16 protein-coding genes and 1 other RNA gene are annotated in these 22,243 nt (G+C 35.9%); 3 read left to right on the top strand and 14 right to left on the bottom strand.

Annotated features, from left to right (window positions below; translation table 11 throughout):
* Nucleotides 1-583: 583 nt before the first annotated feature.
* On the bottom strand, nt 584-4,597 hold the full coding sequence (locus T487_RS0101440) for an SIR2 family protein (RefSeq protein ID WP_031573128.1): 4,014 nt from the start codon (nt 4,595-4,597) through the stop codon (nt 584-586).
* Nucleotides 4,598-4,705: 108 nt separating this feature from the next.
* Between T487_RS0101440 and T487_RS0101445 the strand changes: the two genes are divergently transcribed.
* Together T487_RS0101445 and T487_RS0101450 are read left to right on the top strand one after the other, a co-directional pair.
* Nucleotides 4,706-6,220 (top strand): hypothetical protein, encoded by a 1,515-nt coding sequence (locus T487_RS0101445; protein ID WP_031573129.1) that lies wholly within the window; start codon nt 4,706-4,708, stop codon nt 6,218-6,220.
* Nucleotides 6,221-6,554: 334 nt separating this feature from the next.
* Nucleotides 6,555-6,824: a stage V sporulation protein S gene (locus T487_RS0101450; protein WP_031573130.1), complete on the top strand. Its 270-nt coding sequence runs from the start codon at nt 6,555-6,557 to the stop codon at nt 6,822-6,824.
* Between the two features lie 588 nt (nt 6,825-7,412).
* On the opposite strand, the gene rnpB is transcribed toward T487_RS0101450, so the two are convergent.
* The 13 genes from rnpB to T487_RS0101510 all read right to left on the bottom strand — a co-directional run bounded on the left by rnpB (nt 7,413) and on the right by T487_RS0101510 (nt 20,804).
* Nucleotides 7,413-7,752, bottom strand: an RNA gene (gene rnpB, locus T487_RS15785) — RNase P RNA component class A.
* A gap of 127 nt (nt 7,753-7,879) precedes the next feature.
* Nucleotides 7,880-8,680, bottom strand: a complete 801-nt coding sequence (locus T487_RS0101455) for a Nif3-like dinuclear metal center hexameric protein (protein ID WP_031573132.1) — start codon at nt 8,678-8,680, stop codon at nt 7,880-7,882.
* Nucleotides 8,664-9,365, bottom strand: a complete 702-nt coding sequence (locus tag T487_RS0101460; protein ID WP_031573134.1) for a tRNA (adenine(22)-N(1))-methyltransferase — start codon at nt 9,363-9,365, stop codon at nt 8,664-8,666. Before T487_RS0101460 ends, T487_RS0101455 begins: the two co-directional genes overlap by 17 nt.
* Before the next feature lie 48 nt (nt 9,366-9,413).
* On the bottom strand, nt 9,414-10,298 hold the full coding sequence (locus T487_RS0101465) for a PH domain-containing protein (RefSeq protein WP_031573135.1): 885 nt from the start codon (nt 10,296-10,298) through the stop codon (nt 9,414-9,416).
* Nucleotides 10,299-10,515: 217 nt separating this feature from the next.
* Nucleotides 10,516-11,844, bottom strand: coding sequence for an RNA polymerase sigma factor RpoD (rpoD, locus tag T487_RS0101470; RefSeq protein WP_169738434.1), 1,329 nt, complete (start codon nt 11,842-11,844; stop codon nt 10,516-10,518).
* A 1-nt stretch (nt 11,845) separates the two neighbouring features.
* A complete protein-coding gene (gene dnaG, locus T487_RS0101475) occupies nt 11,846-13,594 on the bottom strand; it encodes a DNA primase (protein WP_176758070.1) in 1,749 nt (582 codons plus the stop codon).
* A gap of 42 nt (nt 13,595-13,636) precedes the next feature.
* The gene (locus tag T487_RS0101480; RefSeq protein ID WP_031573142.1) at nt 13,637-14,662 is read right to left on the bottom strand and encodes a deoxyguanosinetriphosphate triphosphohydrolase; all 1,026 of its coding nucleotides are present in this window, start codon (nt 14,660-14,662) and stop codon (nt 13,637-13,639) included.
* Between the two features lie 178 nt (nt 14,663-14,840).
* Nucleotides 14,841-15,017 (bottom strand): hypothetical protein, encoded by a 177-nt coding sequence (locus T487_RS16365; RefSeq protein ID WP_155953233.1) that lies wholly within the window; start codon nt 15,015-15,017, stop codon nt 14,841-14,843.
* 38 nt (nt 15,018-15,055) lie between these two features.
* Complete coding sequence (locus tag T487_RS0101490) at nt 15,056-16,063, bottom strand: ABC transporter ATP-binding protein (protein WP_031573144.1); 1,008 nt, start codon at nt 16,061-16,063, stop codon at nt 15,056-15,058.
* 9 nt (nt 16,064-16,072) lie between these two features.
* A complete protein-coding gene (locus T487_RS0101495; protein WP_031573147.1) occupies nt 16,073-17,056 on the bottom strand; it encodes an ABC transporter ATP-binding protein in 984 nt (327 codons plus the stop codon).
* Nucleotides 17,057-17,064: 8 nt separating this feature from the next.
* Entirely contained in the window at nt 17,065-17,979 is a 915-nt protein-coding gene (gene opp4C / locus T487_RS0101500) for an oligopeptide ABC transporter permease (RefSeq protein WP_036909034.1), read from the bottom strand.
* 8 nt (nt 17,980-17,987) lie between these two features.
* Nucleotides 17,988-18,965 (bottom strand): ABC transporter permease, encoded by a 978-nt coding sequence (locus tag T487_RS0101505; protein ID WP_031573151.1) that lies wholly within the window; start codon nt 18,963-18,965, stop codon nt 17,988-17,990.
* 90 nt (nt 18,966-19,055) lie between these two features.
* Nucleotides 19,056-20,804 carry an ABC transporter substrate-binding protein gene (locus tag T487_RS0101510; protein WP_051651424.1) on the bottom strand — a complete coding sequence of 583 codons (1,749 nt, stop codon included), beginning with the start codon at nt 20,802-20,804 and terminating at the stop codon, nt 19,056-19,058.
* 724 nt (nt 20,805-21,528) lie between these two features.
* Here T487_RS0101510 and T487_RS0101515 point away from each other — a divergent pair.
* Nucleotides 21,529-21,777: a DUF1294 domain-containing protein gene (locus T487_RS0101515; RefSeq protein WP_278245020.1), complete on the top strand. Its 249-nt coding sequence runs from the start codon at nt 21,529-21,531 to the stop codon at nt 21,775-21,777.
* Nucleotides 21,778-22,243: the final 466 nt, after the last annotated feature.

Here is a 22,243-nt window from a genome sequence, read left to right on the forward strand (position 1 = left end):
TGAATTCTTTCATTTAACCTGGTTTCACTTCTTAAGTGACTTGAAAATGTAGAAAACCACTCCTGTTTGGAGTGGTCTTCATTCTGATTAGGGTGCTTATTTGCATTCTTTTATACATCATATTTACTATAAATTTATGTTTTTACTATAACTTTTTCAACCATAATCGCATGTTTCTTTTTAATAGATGTGTTGATTTCAATATTCTGTGCATCAGACGGAGCTCCCAGGACCAGAACCGCATTTTAATTTAGTTGTGGTATAGGATGAGCTTGAATGAGGCTTATCTTCCAAAGGAAAAATAGAAAGATAGCCCTGCAATGGAGCGACCTTGTATTTATATTTGTTGTTTGCATCTTAATTATCAACGATGATAAACAAGGATTAAGTTTTAGGAAGAACTTTAATTGAAGACATCATCAATGCATCTTTGTTCATGGAATCTCAGAATGCATACATTATAAGGAAACAGATTCAGGATAAACGTACTCTTCATCATAATTAATAATCCTCGAAGATAGTCAACAATAAAGATTATTCTATGAACAAAAATATCTGATTTAATAAAAATACAAAGAACTTATCAATTCACCTTAATATCAATTAACCTGGTATCGTTTCTTTTAGCGAACTCATTCTGAATGTCTTGTATAATATCCTTTGTGTTTTCATCAGCATGTACGAGTAGAGACTCGATAAAATCTTTAATAGGATGGTCATAGTCGAAGGTAAAATTAATTACTTTCGACATGCCCAATAAAACAGTAGCAATATTTTTTGTGTTTTCAACTGAACAATTCGATTCAAATAACTCGTATAACCAAGTATATACATCGTAAATAACATATTCAGAATTAATATGTTTGATAAAAAATAAAACTTCACTCAGATTTGTAGAGTTTAATGTACCAATACATTTCATAAGCTTCAATGAATTTTCAGCTATTCTTCTTAGTCCTTCAATTTCTGTTCCTTTAGAACTACATTTCCTGTAAATATAATTCCAAACCTTCTGAGCAGTCTTGGAAATTCCAGATAATCTATCCTCTTCGCTTCGTGAATAAAAATCACTAATACTATTAATTATAAGCAGAATATTATTGTATTCTTCCTTCTTGAGCAAAGTATTCAATAGCATTTCTATACTCATCGAAGTATCAAAATCATTTATATATCCGATTACTAAATGTTCCGCAATTCTCCTCTTACTGTTTGTGTTTAACTTTATATCACTGAAACCTTCAATATAGTGAGGAATCATATCTTGATAAACATTCCTATTTACCCTCGAACTATATAAGTAACCTTCAAGAAAATTAATCCATTCAGATGAATTTTTTTCAATCATTGAAAATACTTTACGATAAAAACTAAGGAAACGATTTTTAAAATAACTGGAGTAAACACCAAACCATACATAAAATTCTACAGATTTTTGAATAGAGTAATTATTAAAATACATAAATATTCTTTCTTCGATATTTAAATCATTGTATTTATCTTTAGATGTATAATCCAAAAACATTATTGTACTTTTGATTATGCTTCCTTGAAGAGAATTGATTGTTAGAGTTATACCTTCTAAATCAGTCCTTGGTAACTCTACATCATTACTTTTCTCAAGGAGTACTAACAATAACTGTGCAATCTTTTTAACCTCTTCCTCGTCAAATTTGTTATCACCAATCCCCTTGTCTATATACTCGCATACTCTCCTACAAACTGAAGCCATTTCATTTGAATCCTTATTTTTCAATACTCCTGTCAAAAACAGTGAAATATAATCATTCACATTTCCAAGTAACACTATGGCTTCTTTCAGATTATTCTTTTCATCCCAATCAAAAAGACTCGATATGATTTTATAATAATAATTCGTATCAATCTTTAGTAGTTTGTCTATACTTGAAAAATACTTATTAGGATTATTCTTCACATCCCTTGATAATGCAAGTTCAAGACCGGCAATCGATGGCTGTTCCCATCTACCACTTTCTTTAAACTCATATGTAAAGTCTATAATAACATCAATTGATAACTCAGAAAGTTCTTCATCACTAATAGGCGACTTTTCTTCAACCACAAATCCTTCGATTTCACCTAATAAAGGAATCATCTCATAGTTTGGATTTAATGTTGAATATGACTCGTCAATTAATTTGGAGACTTTAGGAATGTGCTTCAATTCTTTGAGCCTCTTAAATCTCCATACCAGTTTCTCTTCCTCATCAACAGACTGGTATCGTTCAATAATTGTAATTATATTACCCAATATCACATCATTGACATTAGTCGGTATAGAATTTAGCAATCTTTTAACTTCAGCATTCAGATACGGTGAGGTTATGACGAATTCAAAGTCAACTAACCTCAATACATCGTCACTCTTCGATGGATGCTTAACCAAGAACTCAGTTAATAGATTAACAGCTACTTTTTTCATAACCAAGTATTCACTTTTATATAGAACATCAAGAAGTTCATGTATGATTCTATAATTGACCTCAGACAAAATAGTGCTATGTATTAAATCTCTCATTAATGTTAAAGATTCTATCTTCAAATTATTTGTGTCTTTCAAAATAACTAAAATATCTTGATATGCTGATTGTACGTAGAATGATGTGTACAGTTGATTCCAGTCAATATCATAATCTTTTATGATAGAGCTGGTTTGATGGACAAATTCGTCTCTGGTTAAACCTTTGACGGTAAATTTATCTTTCAACTTATATCGTGTGAAGTTCTTGTTGAAGAAGCTATCAGCATCATATGACCCAAACTCCCGGGTCTCGATTTGAAAACCTTCCTTACCCCTTGTAACAATTACCAGTAATTCTTCAACTCCATCTTCATTCTTTATAACTGAGTAAACGATATTTTGTTCGAAAAACTTCTCAATATGGCGTATAACCCTTTTAAGAGTTTCCTTGTCAATAAACCCTGAAAGTTGAAGCAAAAACTCAGAATCATATCTTTCTTGTACAGATGATATAAATACAAAGTTTGCTTCTAATAACAAAAATGCAATATATATCATTTCTTGAATTTTTAGCGTGTTTCCCTCAGATATTAAACTCTTCAAAACATCCTTGCTTTTTCTGAAGATATTTGACGAAATTAGAGTTGGTTTCTCAAGACACATTGTTATTTGTCTCAAAACATCAGTTGTAATTTCATTAGGTTTTAAGTAAGTCACTATCTCAAATAAACTATTTAAGACAGAATAATCTATTAAGTCCTTAGGTTCCATCAGCATTTGCGACATTATATTCATATAAATATCTATTACTTTTAACTTGATGTCAGTAGTACTACTTTCATGTGCAACTAAATCAAATAAGTACTTAGATTGAGGCCAATATTCAATAATACACTTCGCTTCATTTTGAACTCTCCCAATAGTTGAATACTGAAAAAAACCGCTTGTTTCCAGGTCAAGAAATAGCTTAGGAACAAATTCTTTGAGAAAGAAATGTACTTCCAAATTTTTATTGCTTTCAAGATAATCTATTACAGTATTAACTTTGTGTGTAGCTTTGCTACTATCTTCGTTTATTTCTTTAATCAGTTTCTGTAATTCTTTGATTTTTACATAATTACTTTTGGGTTTACATAAGTCTGTAAGTATTGATGACCAGTTACTAATAATATCTTGTAATTGTATGTATCCTTTTTCTGATATATCATACGGTATAATCTCAATACCAAAATTCTTATAGTATTCGTAATAATAATCTATAATTTTTTTCTCAGATGGGTAAGTTGGATAAAGCATAAAATGTTTCTGGTCTACTTTACTATCCACAACTTTTTGTAACATATATTCCAGAATTTCGAATTCTTCAAGACCGTATCCTAAAAAAACAACTGTATAGGCTGAATTGAACAAAGTATCCAAAAAATCTGCAATTCCAGGATTGTCCTGTGTTCCTTTTACCCCATAAAAGTTCAAGTAATCAGGAATAGTTACAAGCATTGTTGCTTCATCAACATAGCTTCCATGTAAATGTATAATATTAGAAGTATCTAATTTCGACTTGATAATATCCTCTTTTTTAAATATAATCCTACCTTCTAAGTCACCATTCGCATTGATTTGCTCAAACTCATTACTATTGCTTTTTGATATCTCATCTTTGACTTCATTCAAAATTTGATTTCGTTTATGCCAAAAAACATCGATACAATCATCATAATTGGTAGTTATGTAAATCGCGTCCAAGTCAAAGAGTTCTTTATAAATTTTATTCTCTAATCCACTGTTTTTCCCTGATTTTACGCTAAAAATATCTTTTGACGTTGATGTAAACTCTTTTTGAGTCGAAGTTCTGTTTTTTATTATTCTTGTTAATGTAAGAATTTTCTTTGCATCTCTACTCTGTAATAACTTTTCCATTGTTTGATAATCAATAAGACCACCTTCAAATAATTGCTCTAACTCATTTCTTGCATATTGGTCCCATCCAGGTAAACCATAAAGTTTTGATACTCCAGCACCAATGAAGAAGACCAATGTCCCCTCTTTTGCTGCTCTGATAATACCAGGATAATTTATCAATTCTGGAATTTCTTGTATCATTAGCTTATTTTCCATCTTTATCACTCCAAAATTATACTATAATCTGAAACTTAAAAGGTTTACAATTAAATCACTGTAAATATATTATATAGCTAAAAGGAGGAGATTAGAATCTTAAAGTTTTTGTATGAAAAATATAATAATTTTGGACAAAAAGATAACAGCACTATAAGTGATATTGCTGCCCTAAAAATGCTTCAGGAAGTTTTATTTCCATATGGGAACATTTCTGATAAATTCAGAAAATATAATCAACTATGTATGTCTAAACAACAACTTACTGGTGATGAAACTTTTCAAAATTACCCTTTAATAAAAGAAATACCACAACCAAAATCTATATTTCTTAGATTTATCTATATTGACTTAGTAATCAAATCCATACCTGATGATTATTTTGAGTCATTAAAAATGAACCGTACAGATTTAAGCCAGTTAGTCTTATCTATTTCACTTTACGCACTATTTTTACAGACTTATGCTTTTTCGAACTTGAAGATAACCAATAGCCAAAAGAAATGGTTACTTGGTAGTGAAGACTTTTATTTTAGATTAGATGACTTACAACGTGTATGTGGAAAGATAACACTTAAAAGCTATAATATCTTTCTCGATTTATTCGCTTATAATTTGGATATGCATGAATACCCAGAACCTGAAATCAAAAAACTTTATAGCAAAAAGGGTAATCTGTTTATATTGAGTATTGAAGAGTTTCTCGATTATATGTTATTTCAAATTGAAAGCCTATATAGAACCTCCTGTAAAGATGGAGAATTTTCGCAGTACCAACAAAGAAAAAGCTTAGCTTTTGAAAATCTTGCTTATAGCCTTCTTCAAACAGAATTTTCGGATACGGGCCATGGAATGTATTACTATCCGCCAAATAAGAAAAAAATTGAAACAGATATTATAACAAAGACCGATAAGGAACTTATCATCTTCGAATGTAAGTCAGGAACAATAGATTTGCGAAGAGCATCAACTGACAAAGAAATCACAATGAAAGTGAGAAACCTTGTAAAAAAGGCATATGTCTCCCTTGAAGCAGTGGCTAACTACATTCAGGAGTCTAATCAGTACTATTTTAGTAATAATCAGCAGACTATTATAGGAAAATCAGACATCGACAATACACTATGTGTTCACTTATCCATGTATCCAATAGATTTTATCGCCTCAAATATCCATGTGCTAAATGACGAGTATCTCGGTAAAATTAATAAACCCAAAATAACAATGTCTTTTGAACACCTCGCATCAATAATAATTGATTTACAAAATAATAAGAATTCATTATCAAATTATCTGAGAATAAGACAAACAGCCATATTAAATAATTCCCAAAAGAGCTTTGATGTTAACGAACTGGACCTTTACAATCAACTGATGGATATAGATGGAAAATCAATTCTGAACGAAATAATAAACACAGACTTTTTAAAAAAAGTAAATTCAAACGCAACTACGATTACCACTTTTCGTAATTGTCGAGGCAAAGAGTATCGACCATCAACATATATGATACAGAATCTGGATAGAGTTCTACTTTCATCAATCCTAAAAAACGGAAAAAACCTCTTTAACCTGAACAAGAGATTTTTGCGGTATTTTGAAGAGTATCTGATAGTATACTAAATTTGCAATCTCAGTCGTTGTCGGTGGATATTTTTCTTGTTTTATGAAACTATCACTATACAGTTTTCTTATAAGATGAATTCAAACTCTTCATGCAATCGTCGAATAGAGTAGATTCATAATTGTATTGCACACCATCAATAAACAACAAAAAATAAAGTAAATTCCATCCTCTTCTTCAAACGTACAATAGTGTTAATTTCGGATAGTTCATTGTTGAATCATCTGTATCGTTACATCGTATTTTTTAATAAGTTTGAAATAATACTTGAAATTCTATATTAAGAACTTCTATAAAAGTTTACAGAATTTATTGTAGAAGGAGATTAAAATTATGGAAGAAAAAAGAGTTGTTCGAGTAGGTAAAAATTCAGAACCATCTAAAGTGGCTTCCTCAGTCCTATATATGCTTCAGAATGGTGAAAATGTTGAATTGTCAGCTTTAGGGACCTCAGCAGCAGTCCTTGCAAAATCAGTATGTTTAATAGCAAATCTAAATAACGATAGTATTCCAATTTCGTTTAATCCAAGTCTTGACTACGTTACTGATGACTTTGGAGAAACTCGAACTGCATGCAAAGTGAAAATCACAATCAAAGAGTAGGTAAAAAGTGAAAGCATAGCAGATTCTGTTATGCTTTCACTTTTTGTTTTTAATTATTTTTTCAAATAGTCTCTACCCGCTGCGATATCTTCTTTGCTGCTATTATCCATGTGGAAGTCACATTACACTTAACTTTATATTTAAGAATGGTATTGAAGATTGAACTCTTGTTAGTATACTGAAGAAGTTTTTATATTAATATTTATACGCGTGTTTATCAATCTCAAATGTAATTTTACTGTATTTGGACTATCATAAATTCGTAAACACACTCTTATCAACCTTCTTCTTCATTGTTTATAAAATCATACTTTATATCGCTTATAAGGTCTTATATCCTTGATTTTAAATTTACCTTGGTTTATACTATGGTAACAAAACATATTGGACATAAGTACTCAAATCATGTTCAATAGTTTATTTTTACATATTATTTACTATAACATTGTAACCAATTGTGATTATAGATATGAATTTTCAAATGACAGGAACGTCCATCTTTCGCTAAGTCTGGAGGAATCCTATCTGCAATACATGGTACATAACTAAAAAAACAAGGCTTCGAAAAGCCTTGTCTCCCAATGAAAATTCGCAAGCAAGCCTATAAGCCGAGTTCTGTATTTGATAATCATCTGTCTAGGTCCAGTATTACTAAAGGACTCAAGCGGCGCACCCGGGGACGAGACGAGCAGCCTCTTCATGTCCCTCTATTCGGCCTTGCATCAAGTGGGGTTTACATAGCCGCAAAGTCACCAATGCGCTGGTGAGCTCTTACCTCACCTTTCCACCCTTACCTCAATTGAGGCGGTATCTCTCTGTTGCACTTTCCTTAAGGTCACCCTCACTGGGAGTTACCCAGCACCCTGCTCTATAATGCTCGGACTTTCCTCTCCTGACTTACATCAGCAGCGATTATCTGGCTTACTTGCTCATTTATCATATCAGAGTTTTCTTGATTTGTAAAACGAAGCGCTCTCCGATGATATGAATTGAATTCAATTGAATTCATATCTAAGTATTTACTCTACGGCCAATGACTTTCTATCTGAAAAGCATCAGATGAACTTATAAGGATCTTCTTCTCTTTCAGAGAAGAAATAGGGCACATCGTGTACAGCAGAAAATTCTTTCATCATTTTCTCCATGATTTTAAAGAATACTTTTTTCTCGGAGAAAAAATGCCCAGGATCCACTACAGCTATCCCTTGCTCTTCCAGTTCCTGCACATGATGATATGTTGTATCTCCTGTCAGTATACAGTCGGCCCCTTCTCTCAAAGCTTGACGGATATACCCCTGACCACTGCCATTAATAATGGCCACACGTCTGATGGTTTGGCCTGGATTCCCTACATATCTCAAGTTTTGAACTTCAAGAACCTTTTTAGTTTTCTCAATAAAGTCAATGAGTTTTACAGGTCTTCTAAGATACACAATTCTTCCGATACCTGAATCAAAATCAAAAGGACACTGTTCAATAATATCATAATCAATAAAATCAAACATACGCACAATTGTATCATTCATGCCATCTTTCACTGAATCCAGATTCGTATGCGCAGCGTACACAGATATATCATTTTTAATCAGTTCAATGATCTTTCTTCCCTGAAGGGTTTTATTGGTAACGGTGGTTGGCTTGATAAAAAGCATAGGATGATGAGAAACAATCAGGTTCGCTCCTCTTTCTTTTGCCTCTTGAATCACATCCAAGGTGGTGTCCATAGAAAACAAAATCCCTTTCAATTCAGCCTTATCATCACCCACCATGAGTCCCACATTATCATAATCTTCCTTATAAGAAACGGGTGCATGGGATTCCACAAGCTTCATAAAATCCTTAACATAAGTACTCATCTCTAATTCTCCTTAGCTCTGTCATTTTATGGTTAAGACGTTCCATCTTTATCTTCGCATTCTCTGTGGTCCCATGAATCTTTTCAGAAATAACTGTCAGCTCCTGAATTTTTGACTCAATATACACCTTCATCAAAGGATGCTTCTTCTCTAGTAATATGTTCCCGATAGAGTAGTCACAAATAGACGGATTAGGATCCATCTTTTTTTTAGATACTCTCACCAAAAAATACTCATAAAATCTTCGTTCCTCTTGTACCAGATCCTCATCCATAATCTCAAAATTATTCTGGTACAAGTATCTTCTCAGTATTTCAGGGTTCTGTGCTGGCTGCAGAAGCAAAAAATCAAACAGATCAACCACAGGCCGAGCTGATTCCAACAGTTCCACCATGAGTATTCCTCCCATTCCAGCGAGAATTGCTCCATTTGCTTCACCAGGTGCCAGCGTCTCAAATCCATTTCCTAACCGAAAGCTCATAAACTCTGATTGACCTTCCTCTTCAGCATTTCTCCTAGCTTTCTCCAGAGGCATCGCTTTATTGTCAGAAGCAATACCCTTTTTAATTTTCCCCTTTTTCAACAGTGAAATCAATGCAAACCCATGATCCGTACCAACATCTGCCACAGTGTGGCACATGGGCACCATCTCAGAAACTTTTTGCAATCTTTTGCTCAGATCCATATATGCTCCTTTAATTCAGTATAATTCTTTTCAATTATACCATCTATTCTACAGAAATACTGGTATAAGAACATTTGCCAGATTCAGCAGCAGTAATGATGAAATAACAAGCGGAATCAGCATTACTCTATAATAGTAAATTCGATCAATCCGCTCATAGACCTTTCCTCCAAATAAGACCAGCAAATTCAGAAAGAAAGCGCTACTACCAACCATTACGATTCTATCAAGAAAAACCTTCACAGGCAAATAAGAAATTGTTGAAGCATCCAGTTGATGTGTGGACATATATTCTGGTAGAGAATTCTGATAAAACAGAATTAGAGGCACTCCAATATAGGTTAGAATCATCAATGTATTCAGAATAAAATACTGTTTCAGTTTTTCATCACTTTCCAGAATATCGGATTCCAAAAGTGGTCTTTGAGGAAATTTTTCGGGAATTCCTTTTTTCAGCAGCGCTTGTGAGAATGCTGCCATATTCTCTGGGGATATGGCATAATTCCTATAATCCGTACCAAAATATATGGTCTTTCTAGAACTGGTAATGTACATATCAACTTTCCCAAGTCCTCGCATATACCCTTTTCCCACTGAAAATCTCTTGCTTAGCATTCCTGCCAAACCGCTGTGGTTGAGTAACGTGATTCTCTCTGTAAAAAAACGGATATCTTTTAAGGGAATGGTATGATTTAAAAATCTGAAGACACTTCCAATAACAATGTTATCGTCATTTATTTCATAATACAGCGTCTTCAAAAGAACAAAGTAATAACCTGACAGTATAATAAGTATAAACATCAGAAGCATCATAAGACTTTTCAACAGAATACTCTCGCTGAAACGCAAAATAAAGCCCATTGTCACTAAAAAACCAATGAGTGTCATAATCAGATTATTCATGAACTGGGATCGTTCAGGATAAAATTTCATTCTCATCACCTATTGTAATTATAGCATATAATGGCTCATTGCCTGGTTTCCTGAGCTATTTCCAAAATAATATAACAGACTGAATATATTGAGCAGCACCGATACCTTTGATTTTATGCCCTCTGAGAGGAATCAGATACTACCTTCTTCATCATTTCTAACTGCACCCTGCATCTCCTGTTTATATAGAACAAAAGCACCCGAAGGTGCTTATTTGTTAATCTAAATAATCCTTCAGCTTTTTGCTTCTGGATGGATGTCTTAGTTTTCTCAACGCTTTTGCTTCAATCTGCCTGATTCTTTCTCTTGTGACATTGAACTCTTTTCCTACTTCCTCCAAGGTTCTGGAACGGCCATCATCTAGTCCAAAACGGAGTCTGAGCACTTTCTCCTCACGGGGAGTTAATGTATCCAATACACTGATGAGCTGTTCTTTGAGCATTGTAAATGCTGCTGCTTCCGCTGGAGCCAATGCATCATCATCTGGGATGAAGTCACCTAAATGACTGTCTTCTTCCTCACCAATTGGCGTTTCCAATGATACTGGTTCCTGAGCAATCTTCATGATTTCCCTTACCTTCTCAGGAGGCATTTCCATGATTTCCGCAATTTCTTCCGCTTGTGGAGCACGCCCAAGTTCTTGCAATAACTGACGTTCGATACGAATGAGCTTATTGATGGTTTCTACCATATGGACTGGAATTCTGATGGTACGCGCTTGGTCTGCAATCGCTCTAGTAATTGCCTGACGGATCCACCAAGTAGCATATGTTGAGAATTTAAACCCTTTTGTGAAGTCAAACTTTTCAACAGCCTTAATCAGTCCTAAGTTACCTTCCTGAATTAGGTCTAGAAACAGCATACCTCTTCCTACATATCTCTTAGCTATAGAAACAACGAGTCTTAAATTTGCTTCTGCGAGCTGTTTTGCGGCATACTCATCGCCAGCTTCAATTCGTTTCGCCAAAGCAACTTCTTCTTCTGATGTGAGAAGTGGTACCTTACCGATTTCTTTCAGATACATTCGGACAGGATCATCAATTGCCACACCTTCCGGAACTGAAAGATCAATTTCTGTATCTTCCTCTTCTTCCACATCTCCGATGATTTCAATGTTCAAACCCTCGAGGGTTTCATAAATCTTATCAATCTGATCTGGAGAAAGATCAATTTCCTGAAGTTCATCAAGAATTTCCTTCTCTGTGATGTTTCCGGCCTTCTTGCCTTTGTCGATTAATTTCTTAACCACTGACATCTGATATTCTTTATCTTGTACTTTCTTTTCGTCCTTATTGATATCATCTAAAACATCATCACTGTCCAGATTCTCTTCATCATCGTGCGTCTCGTCCTTCTTTGGAACAGCTTTTTTCTTTCGCACTTTTGTAGACGCAGGCTCTTTTGCAGTGCCTGCGACAGAAGCAGCGCTCACACTTTTCGCCGACTTCTTTGCTTTTGGTTTCTGTACCTCTTCCTGATTCTCTGTCACCAGATCCTCAACAACGCTCTCCATATTGTCTGTACTTATTTTCTTTTTTGTAGCCATATCAATACCTCCCTAAAGTCTTTTGAAGAGAAATCAGCTCATTAGCAAGTTTTACCGACTCTTCAAAATTTCCGGCTTTTTCTAAAGCCTTTATTTCTTGCTGTAATTTTTTTTGTTTTATTTTACCCTTATAATGATTGATTGTTTTTAAGAAGTCATCAATAAGAACTTCTACATCCACCTCAGGTATGTCTGCTACCTGTCCAATCAGTGACCATTCTTTCGAACTTTCCGCATCATTGCATTGGCTCAACATATAACTTTGAAGACTGACTTCTCCTTCTTCATAACTTTCTAGAATCCGGTATATCTTCTGATGTGCTGGTACAATGAAATCACTTAAACTGATTCGTTCGCTGAGATAAGAACGGTTCTCAGATAAAATCTTAAGAAGATTCCTCTCTGCTTTCACATGCCCTTGCTCAATATATACAGCAAGATTCTCTGGATACGACACTTCCGATGAAGAATTTTCATTCTGACTTCCCATGTACTTTCTAATGGCTCGTTCAGAAATGCCTGCATCTTCCGAAACCTTCTGCATATATACCTCTTTCTCAATAGGATCCAGTTCATTCAATATTTCGGCAATCCGTTTCGTATAAGTAATCCGCCCCTCATCAGAATCAAGATTAAGTCCTTCTTTCTCCTGAAGCAGTTTGTAATCCATCAGCGGCAATGCATTTTCAAGTAACTTCAAAAACCCTTCCGCTCCTTGTTCACGTACATAATCATCCGGATCTTTTCCTTTTGAAATTTGCACAACCTTTACCTTCACACCTTCTGCCTGGAGAATTTCCAGACCTCTTACGGTTGCCTTTTGTCCAGCTGTATCTGCATCATAGCAGATGTAGACTTCTTCAGAATTTCTTCGTAAAAGCCTCCCCTGAATCTTAGTTAATGCTGTTCCTAGAGAAGCAACTACATTTTGAATGCCTGCTTGGCTTAAACTGATTAAATCCAAATACCCTTCTACCATAATAAGGCTCGTTTCTTTGCTGTTTTTCTTCGCAAAATTCAATCCATATAAATGGGTGCCTTTATTGTAAATGGGTGTTTCTGGAGAATTCAGATACTTGGGTTTTGTATCATCAAGAACTCGTGCCCCAAAAGCAATCACTCTTCCTCGAATATCAAAAACAGGAAAAATAATCCTGTTTCTGAACCGGTCATATACCTTGCCCTTTTCACTCTTTGTTGCTAGGCCGCACTTAACGATATCCTCTTCTTTATATCTTCTGGAACGAAGATATTTCAGTAAACTGTCCCAGGAATTCAGTGCATAGCCTAATCCAAAAGATCTTATGGTTTGGTCCTTTATCCCTCTTTTATAGAGATACTCCCGAACTTCTTTATTATTCGAGAGATTCTGAAAGAAAAATCGTGCTGCATCTACATGCATCTTATAAAAAACCTCAAGTCTATCCTTTTCTCTTTTCTTTTCAGGGCTCTCCTCAAATGGGATGTTTGCCCTCTCAGCAAGGATTCTCAAAGCCTCATTAAACCCAAGATTACGGGTTTTCATGATGAATGTGATGACATTTCCTCCTTCACCACATCCGAAGCACTTAAAAAGCTGCTTATCCTGTGTGACACTAAAGGAGGGCGTTTTTTCATTATGAAATGGACACAATCCCCAGTAGTTTCTACCTGATTTTTTAAGCGGCACGGTTTCAGAGATAACATCTAGTATATCGTTGCTGTCTTTAATTTTTTCAATGATCTCTTCAGACACGTACAATGCATTCACACCTTTTCTTATTAGTCCCAAACATAAATTATACCATTAACCTCAGTAGATGACAATTTTGGGCACAAATATCTGATTGAACAGAATTATGGCATAATCATCCGTCATTCCAGCAATATAGTCTGCCACCGCACGCTCTTTCCCCTCTTCATCGGCAATGATCCGATACAGTTCAGGCATCTCTTCTATTCTCTTCAGAAAATAATCATAGAGCTGTCCCAGGAGAAATTTGGCTTTATCTCTCTCCTCTTTCAAATGCTCCCCGTTATAGATATTCTTAAATAGAAATGCTCTAAGACCATATAGAGCGTTGAAGGTATCTTCAGGTAGAGCTACTGTGAAATCCCCTTTAGAAATATTTCTATTGGTCTCATCCACCAACTTGCGTACTAGTGTATCTATTCTCTTGCTGTGGGTATACCCCAGAACTTCAATATGTTCCTTTGGTAAGTCTGAAATATTCAATAAACCAGCACGGATAGAGTCGTCGATATCATGATTGACATAAGCGATTTTATCAGCAAACCGCGCAATCTGTCCTTCAATCGTGCTGCTGGCTTCGGCAGATTTCAGACCGCTATGATGCAACACTCCATCTAGCACCTCAAAAGTTATATTAAGTCCTTTTCCATCTTTCTCAAGCTTCTTCAAAACACGTACAGACTGCTCATTATGCCTGAAGCCCCCAGGCAGTCTTTCATCCAGTACTTCTTCTCCATTATGAGCAAATGCAACATGACCAAGATCATGGCCTAATGTTATGGCTTCAACCAGATCTTCATTCACAGCGATGCCACGAGCAATGGTTCTTGCTATTTGTGAGACCTCAAGTGTATGCGTTAACCTCGTGCGATAATGGTCGCCAGTGGTTTTGATGTATACTTGAGTTTTGTGCTTTAATCTTCGAAAGGATTTTGAATGTATGATTCTATCACGGTCATGCATAAAGCATGTACGATATGAATCCAGTTCTTCTTCCACTTCTCTTCCTTTTGAGTTTTTGGAAAAACAGGCCTCTTTAATCAAAGTCAGTTCTTCGTTTTGTTCAATTCTCTCTCGAATACTCAATATTCCACCCCCTATATTTTATTATTCTACAAAAATCCCTTGAATCCTTTATTTGTATTCGAAGGATACCACTATATAACTATTATGCTTCTATGTATTTTCACTCATTCATGAATTTACTATGTAAATAAAATATAAATAAAAAAACTTGCTGCTAAGCAGCAAGTTTTATATAGACTTAGTAAAACATAATCCATGTCAGGAGGGCAAAGAAAGCATAGAAACCGACAACAATCGGGAACAGATAGGTAGCCATCGCAAATGCCATTGCCATCAGATCTCCTCTTTCAAGCTTTACATCTGCTTCCATATCGGGCTCCACATCATCAAATCGATGTTTCCCAAAAATCTGCATAAGATTATCCCTCCTTTTGAACCTATGAGTTACAAATTTTATATTTCGCCTGCAAAGTGACAAGCAACAAAGTGATTTGGATTCTTCACTGGATTAAACTCTCTGAGTATTGGAATCTGCTCTTTACAGATATCCTTTGCATAAGGACATCTTGTATGGAACTTACATCCAGGTGGAGTATTTACATTACTTGGAAGTTCACCAATGATTGGCTCCATTTTTCTTAGATGTGTTGGATCAGGAACTGGAATCGCTGCTAGGAGTGCTCTTGTATATGGATGCGTTGGCTGATCATAAAGCTCATGCTTGCCAGCTAACTCAACCAGAGAGCCTAGATACATAACTCCAATTCTGTCACTGATGTGTTTTACAACACTAAGGTCATGGGAGATAAAGAGATAAGATAATCCCATTCTTTCCTGAAGGTCCATCATCAGATTCAGAATCTGTGATTGAATTGATACGTCAAGAGCTGAGACTGGCTCATCTGCCACGATGAAATCTGGATTTAAAGCAAGAGCTCTAGCAATTCCAATTCTTTGTCTCTGTCCGCCAGAGAACTGATGAGGATATCTATAGATGTGATATGGTGAAAGACCACACATCTCGATAATCTCCATTACTCTGTTCTTATACTCTTCTCCAGGCTTTACAAGATTATGGGAGAGTAATGATTCACCCACAATGTTACTTACATTAAGTCTTGGGTTCAGAGAGCTGTATGGATCCTGGAATATCAGCTGCATTTCACGTCTCAGTGACTTCAGCTGAGCTCCCTTAAGTGTTGCAATATCACCATCAATGGCTTTACCATGATAGATAATCTGCCCATCTGTTGGGTCATATAGTCTTACGATGGTTCGTCCAAGGGTAGATTTTCCACACCCTGATTCTCCTACGAGCCCGATGGTCTCCCCTTCGTTCAATTTGAAGGTTACACCATCTACAGCCTTGATAAAGGACTTTTTACCAAAAGCACCAGATTTCACTGGGAAATATTTTTTAATATCATTTACTTCAAGCAATACTCTATTATTCTCGTTCATATTTCCCTCCTACTTATCTTCGTACAAGAAGCACTTAACCTGATGCGTCTCACCGTTTTTCTCTTTGTCTATGAAATATACTCCAGGTTCTTCCTGCCAGCATTTATCCATGGCAAACTTACATCTTGGTGCAAAGTAACAACCCTTTGGAAGTTCCATAGGATTAGGAACAACACCTTCTATACTGTTCAGTCTCTTCTTCTCTGATTTAAGATCTGGAATGGAATCCAGAAGTCCTTGAGTATATGGATGCTTCGGATTACCATACAGTTCTTTAACCTCTGCTGACTCTACAACTTTTCCAGAATACATAACAATGACATCATCTGCCATCTGTGCAACTACTCCTAAATCATGAGTAATCAGCATGATCGCAGTGTTGGTCTTCTCTTTCAGATCATTCATCAGAGACAGAATCTGCGCCTGTATTGTTACATCCAATGCAGTAGTAGGTTCATCAGCAATAAGTACTTTAGGATCGCAGGCAAGGGCCATGGCGATCATTGCTCTTTGTCTCATACCACCGGATAACTGATGTGGGTAGTCGTAAACTACTCTCTCAGCTCTTGGAATACCAACAAGCTTCAGCATATTTACTGCTTTATCATGAGCCTCTTGTTTACTTAAATCCTGATGAAGTTTTATCGACTCGATAATCTGATCTCCAATTCTAAATACAGGGTTTAAGGAAGTCATTGGCTCCTGGAAAATCATAGAAATTTCATTTCCTCTGATTTTTCTCATTTCTTCCACAGGAAGCTTTACGATGTCTTTATCCCCATACATAATACTTCCGTCAACAATATTACCATTCTTATCAATAAGCTTAAGAATACTCATGGAGGTAATGCTCTTTCCGCATCCGGATTCTCCAACAATACCTAGAGTTTTCCCTTCATACAGGTCAAAATTTACACCGTCTACAGCCTTAACAACACCCTTATCTGTGAAGAAGTGTGTCTTAAGGTTTCTTACTTCTAATACTTTCTTCATAATCAACCCTACCTAATTTCCTTTGGATCAAAAGCATCTCTCAGCCCTTCACCAAGCAGATTTATACTCAACACAGTCAACATAATCATTACACCGGGTGGTACCCAAAGCCATTGCATATTTCTGAATACATCTGAGTTTCTGGCTCTTTCAATCATATTACCCCATGTTGGTGTCGGAGGTGTTACTCCAAGACCCAGGTAAGATAAGCTTGCCTCAGTCAGAATTGCACCAGCCATTCCAAGTGTTGCACTTACAATTATATATGCATATGTATTTGGAAGAAGGTGCTTGGCAATTCTGGATCTCGTGGAAAGTCCCAGGATTTCAGTAGCTTGCATAAACTCCTGCTCTCTAAGAGATAGAATCTGTCCTCTGACCATTCTAGCAAGGCCTGGCCAGCTTAAGATACCAATCAGGAACATAACAAGGTACATCTTGTATTTTGATTCCACCCACATGAGTGCACCAGAAATGGTAATAACAGTTGGAGTAAATGGGATGGAGTAAACAATTTCCGCAAATCTCATCAGGATATTGTCTACAATTCCGCCATAATAACCAGCAACTCCACCAACCAGTGCTCCAATGAGAACGGTGAATCCAGCTGCAATCAAACCAACCATAATAGATGTTCTGCCGCCTAGGAACAGTCTAGTAAATACGTCTCTTCCCTGCTCGTCCGTACCTAGCCAGTACTTACCAGATGGTGGCAACTTCTTGTCATCCAGTATAAAATCATTCAGTTCAAACTTAGAAAATATCGGTACAAAAATGATGGCCACTATTATTAGTATAAACAATATTGCACCGAACATTGCTGTTTTATTTTTCTTAAATCTACCCCAGGCAATCATCCATGGTCCTACGATATTGGCAGCTTGGGTAGTTTTCTCATAGTTTTTCTTATTGTCTTCCATAATAAACCCTCCTAACTAACCTTTACTCTAGGATCCACCAGTGCATAACTGATGTCAGCAAGCAGATTTCCTGCAAGCATGAGCACTGCGTAGAAAATATTGATTGCCATAACTAATGAAGTATCCTGTTTAAAAATTGCTTCATGTAGGGTATTTCCGATTCCTGGCCATTTAAAAATGGTTTCAAGGATCAGAGAACCACCAAATAATGAAGGAATGTAGCTACCAAGCAATGTAACAATCGGTAAAAGAGCATTTCTAAATGCATGCTTGTAAATAACAACTTTCTCAGAAAGTCCTTTGGATCTTGCGGTTCTGATGTAGTCCTGATTAATTACTTCAAGTACTGCATTTCTCACATATCTAGTCAAACTAGCAAGAGATGAGATAACAAGTACAATCAGAGGCATAATCATATGTCTTCCTACGTCTACAATTTCTGCCCACAAACTAGGATATCCACGTACAACCATCATTGGATCTCTCATTAATGTCAGTGGAAGCTTCAATGGAATTCCAACGAAGAAAATCAGAATCATCGCAAAGAAGAAGGAAGGCATGGAAACACCAATTAGGGAAAATACCGTCCAAAAATTATCGAAATTGCTATATTTATTTACTGCAGACTTTATACCAACTGGTATTGAAATCGCAAAAGCAAAAATCATCCCTATAAAGTTGATCAAGAAAGTATTCCAAACACTTTCTCCAATGATATCTCTAACTGGCGCTCTTTTCAGAATAGAACGTCCAAAGTCCCCTTGCAGAGTTCTTCCCATCCAGTTAATATATCTTTCTACAATATTTCCATTTAATCCAAGCTGTTCTTTTAACGCTTGTTGCTGCTCTGCAGTAACACCTGACCCAACACCCAAGTAGGCTTGGACAGCATCACCTGGCATAAGCTCCATAATTCCGTAGATGACCATGGAAATCACGATCATAACAGGAATCAGGTGCAGCAATCTCCTTGCTATATATTTTAACATTGTTTCACTCCCCATAGCTCCTATATATTTTTGTAGTAGAAAGGCAGTCTGAAACAGACTGCCTTAATACTTCTAAATTAGAATAATATTCTATTCTTCGATGTAAGCATCCTTTACAGCCTTTGTCCACTGATACAGTGAGCTGGTCTTGAAATTCTTAACCTTTGAATTGTAAAGATCAAAGTAGGTATTTGCATAAACTACGATCTTTGGCATTTCTTCATTTAGAATCTTTACAACTTCAGCATAAAGTGGCTTAGCTTCTTCTGGATCCATAATCTTTCTAGCTTCATCAAGAAGTCTGTCAACTTCAGCATTCTTGTATCTTGAAGTGTTGTCCTTACCTGAACCTACATCACTTGAGTGGAACTCAGAGTAGATGGAGTCTGGGTCAGCACTTGTGATAGAAGTTGCAAGGAAGAACAAGCTCCACTTGTCAACGTTCGCATCAGAGTTGTAGATAACATAATCAAGAATGGTGTTGAATTCCAGGTAAGAAATATTCAGCTTAACGCCGAGTTCCTGTCCCCATGATTTTTCCCACATTGGGATAAGTGTAGCAAGAATGTCATGTTCTGGCATTGCAGCGATGTTCAGCTCTAAAAGCTTTCCATCCTTAGCTCTGATTCCGTCTGCTCCAACTACCCAACCAGCTTCATCCAGAATGGACTTAGCTTTTTCGATATCATAGGAGTAGTCAATCAGGGAGCTAACCAGTTCATCACTCATTACCCAAGAAATCTGGGAGAATGGATGATTCTGTGTGGAAGCCAGTACTAATCCTGAGTCTGGATCTTTGTAATAGCTGTTTACGAAGGATTCTGTGTCAAAAGCATAAGTAAGAGCCTGTCTTACTGCTACTTCTGCAGTTGGTCCAGCTTCTGTATTAAAGTTAACATAACCGTAACCGGATCTTGGATATTCGTTGATGGAGAATCCACCATCTCTAGCTTCCTTGATCTTAGCTGGTTCGATAACACCGTTCAGAAGGTCAACTTCACCGTTCATCAGCTGAACGATATCTGTGGACTGGTCTACGAACTGAAGAAGGATTTCCTTAATCATGTAGCCTTCGCCCTTGAAGTTGTCATTTCTAACGAGGTAGATAAACTGAGCTTCTGTGAAGTTGTCCAGCTTGTATGGTCCTGAACCAACAGGAGCTGCGGACTTTTCTTCAACTGGAGCTGTATTCTTGTATGTTACGCCTTCACCATAGTAGTGTTCTGGCATGATAGCAAATGTTGTGTTCGCAAAGTTTGTTCTCTTGCCTTCAGCAAAAGTAAATGTTACTTTGTAGTCTCCATCTGCAACAACACCTGGGAACTCTTCGGTTTCGCCAGCTGCATAAGCTTCATAACCTTCAAGGTCCTTAACTACTGAACCGTATCTTCCAGTGTAGGAAGGGTCGGAGAGCAGCTTGTACGTCCAAACTACGTCATTAGCTGTAAGTGGTTCTCCATCAGAGAATACAACGTCTTCTCTCAGATTGAATGTAATAACCTTACCATCTGGAGAGATATCCCAATCTTTAGCAACAACAGGAATGTATTCATCCCCTTCAAAGTTAAGTGTAGCAAGTCCTTCAAACACGAGATCTACTACATATCCGTCATAGGATGAGGAGTAGTATGCTGGATTGAAGTTACCTGATGCTTCAGTGATACCAACCTTCAATGTACCGGATGGTTCACCTGATGGTTCTTCTGGTACAACTGGAGTTTCGGTGCCTGGAGTTCCCCCTGGTGTCTCAGGAGTCTCTTCTTTAGGACTGCAAGCAGTAAATACAACTGACATAACCAGTGTAAGTGCTAACAGTAAGCCTATTCTCTTTTTTGTCATTCTTTCTTCCTCCTTGAATAATCTTTTATTTTAAGCTGATGTCTCCAACAGCTAAAAACCGAACAATATGTAATTGAGAATGTGTTGCTTAAGATATTACTCATTTTATTATAAAACGTACAATTTATCAACTAATTTTTAATAAAAGTTCATAATCTCTGATTTTTGACTCAAAAATAGAACGTTTTCTTAATCAATTTATCAGTAAACAAGTACAATGGAACATTTTTACTGAAAATAAGCCAATAAATAGTGCACTTTTTTAACAAATCATAATTCAACTTATTAGGCATAATTATTTACTTTTCAAATAACGAGAGCTGATCTGGTCAGATTTTGTCGTTACCAGCGTTTTCAATAATGTAATAAACAGAAACAAAAATCATCAATCAATAAAGCTTAGTCCTATTTTACCACAACATATGGAAAACAGAAACTTTTTGTTTATACTATATTCATAATCTGACAGATTTCACGGATTCTGTATTGGTCGTTTATTGCTATTTTCATCAGTAATACCGCTTCTATACATAGAAATTGATAACACTTGCATCTCATTACTGGTAATCTTGATAATTAATGAGTTTTTAATTTTTTTTTTGAACTTATTATAGGATAATAGTTACCATATTATAAATAATATGCAGAAAAAGTCATAAGTATTCAAATACAGATTTAAGTTTTTGTATTTTAGGAGGTTACTATGCTCTATTTAAATGTTTACATGCTGTTAATAAATGTCATTGGTTTCGTTTTTATGTTATATGACAAGCAATCAGCAAGAAAATCAATACGAAGAATTCCAGAAAAAACCTTGTTTACTTTCGCATTTCTCGGAGGAAGTGCTGGCGTCTTTCTTGGAATGCTGTTTTTCAGACATAAAACCAAACATATAACTTTTACTTTGCTCATTCCTTCGCTGACAGCAGTCCATATAATCGTATATTTCTTTATAAGAAATACCCTTTTCTAGTAGATAACACAGTCAGCCAAATCGGTTGAGTGTCTGTAAACGTTTCCTGTTCTTTTCTCATTATCGCTTTGTAAATGTTTACTTATACTAATTCTATTCATTATTGTAATCATCTCTTTATTCTATTGCTGAGCTTGGCGCAAGTTCACTAGAAACCAAGATGTTGATATAGTGGTTCTAATTATAACGCCTCACCTTAACATAAGCATAAACTCATAAAAATATCACACTTCATGTACCTCAAGTACATCTTCCATCACAATATTAATCTTACTATTCAATGTGAACCTTTCTTTTGCTGCACACTTCCTTATCATCATAAGCGCCTTATGAAGGATTTAATCTAGAGTTCTGTTGGCCTGTTCCTGTCATGATTTTTTTCACCTGGGTTCGGATTGAAGTTTTTCCTGAGATAACACATTCCCACAAATTGTATGGACTATATGGAGATTTAGAAGTTTCACTT

The sequence above is a fragment of the Proteiniclasticum ruminis DSM 24773 genome (assembly GCF_000701905.1).
Classification (GTDB): Bacteria; Bacillota; Clostridia; order Clostridiales; family Clostridiaceae; genus Proteiniclasticum; species Proteiniclasticum ruminis.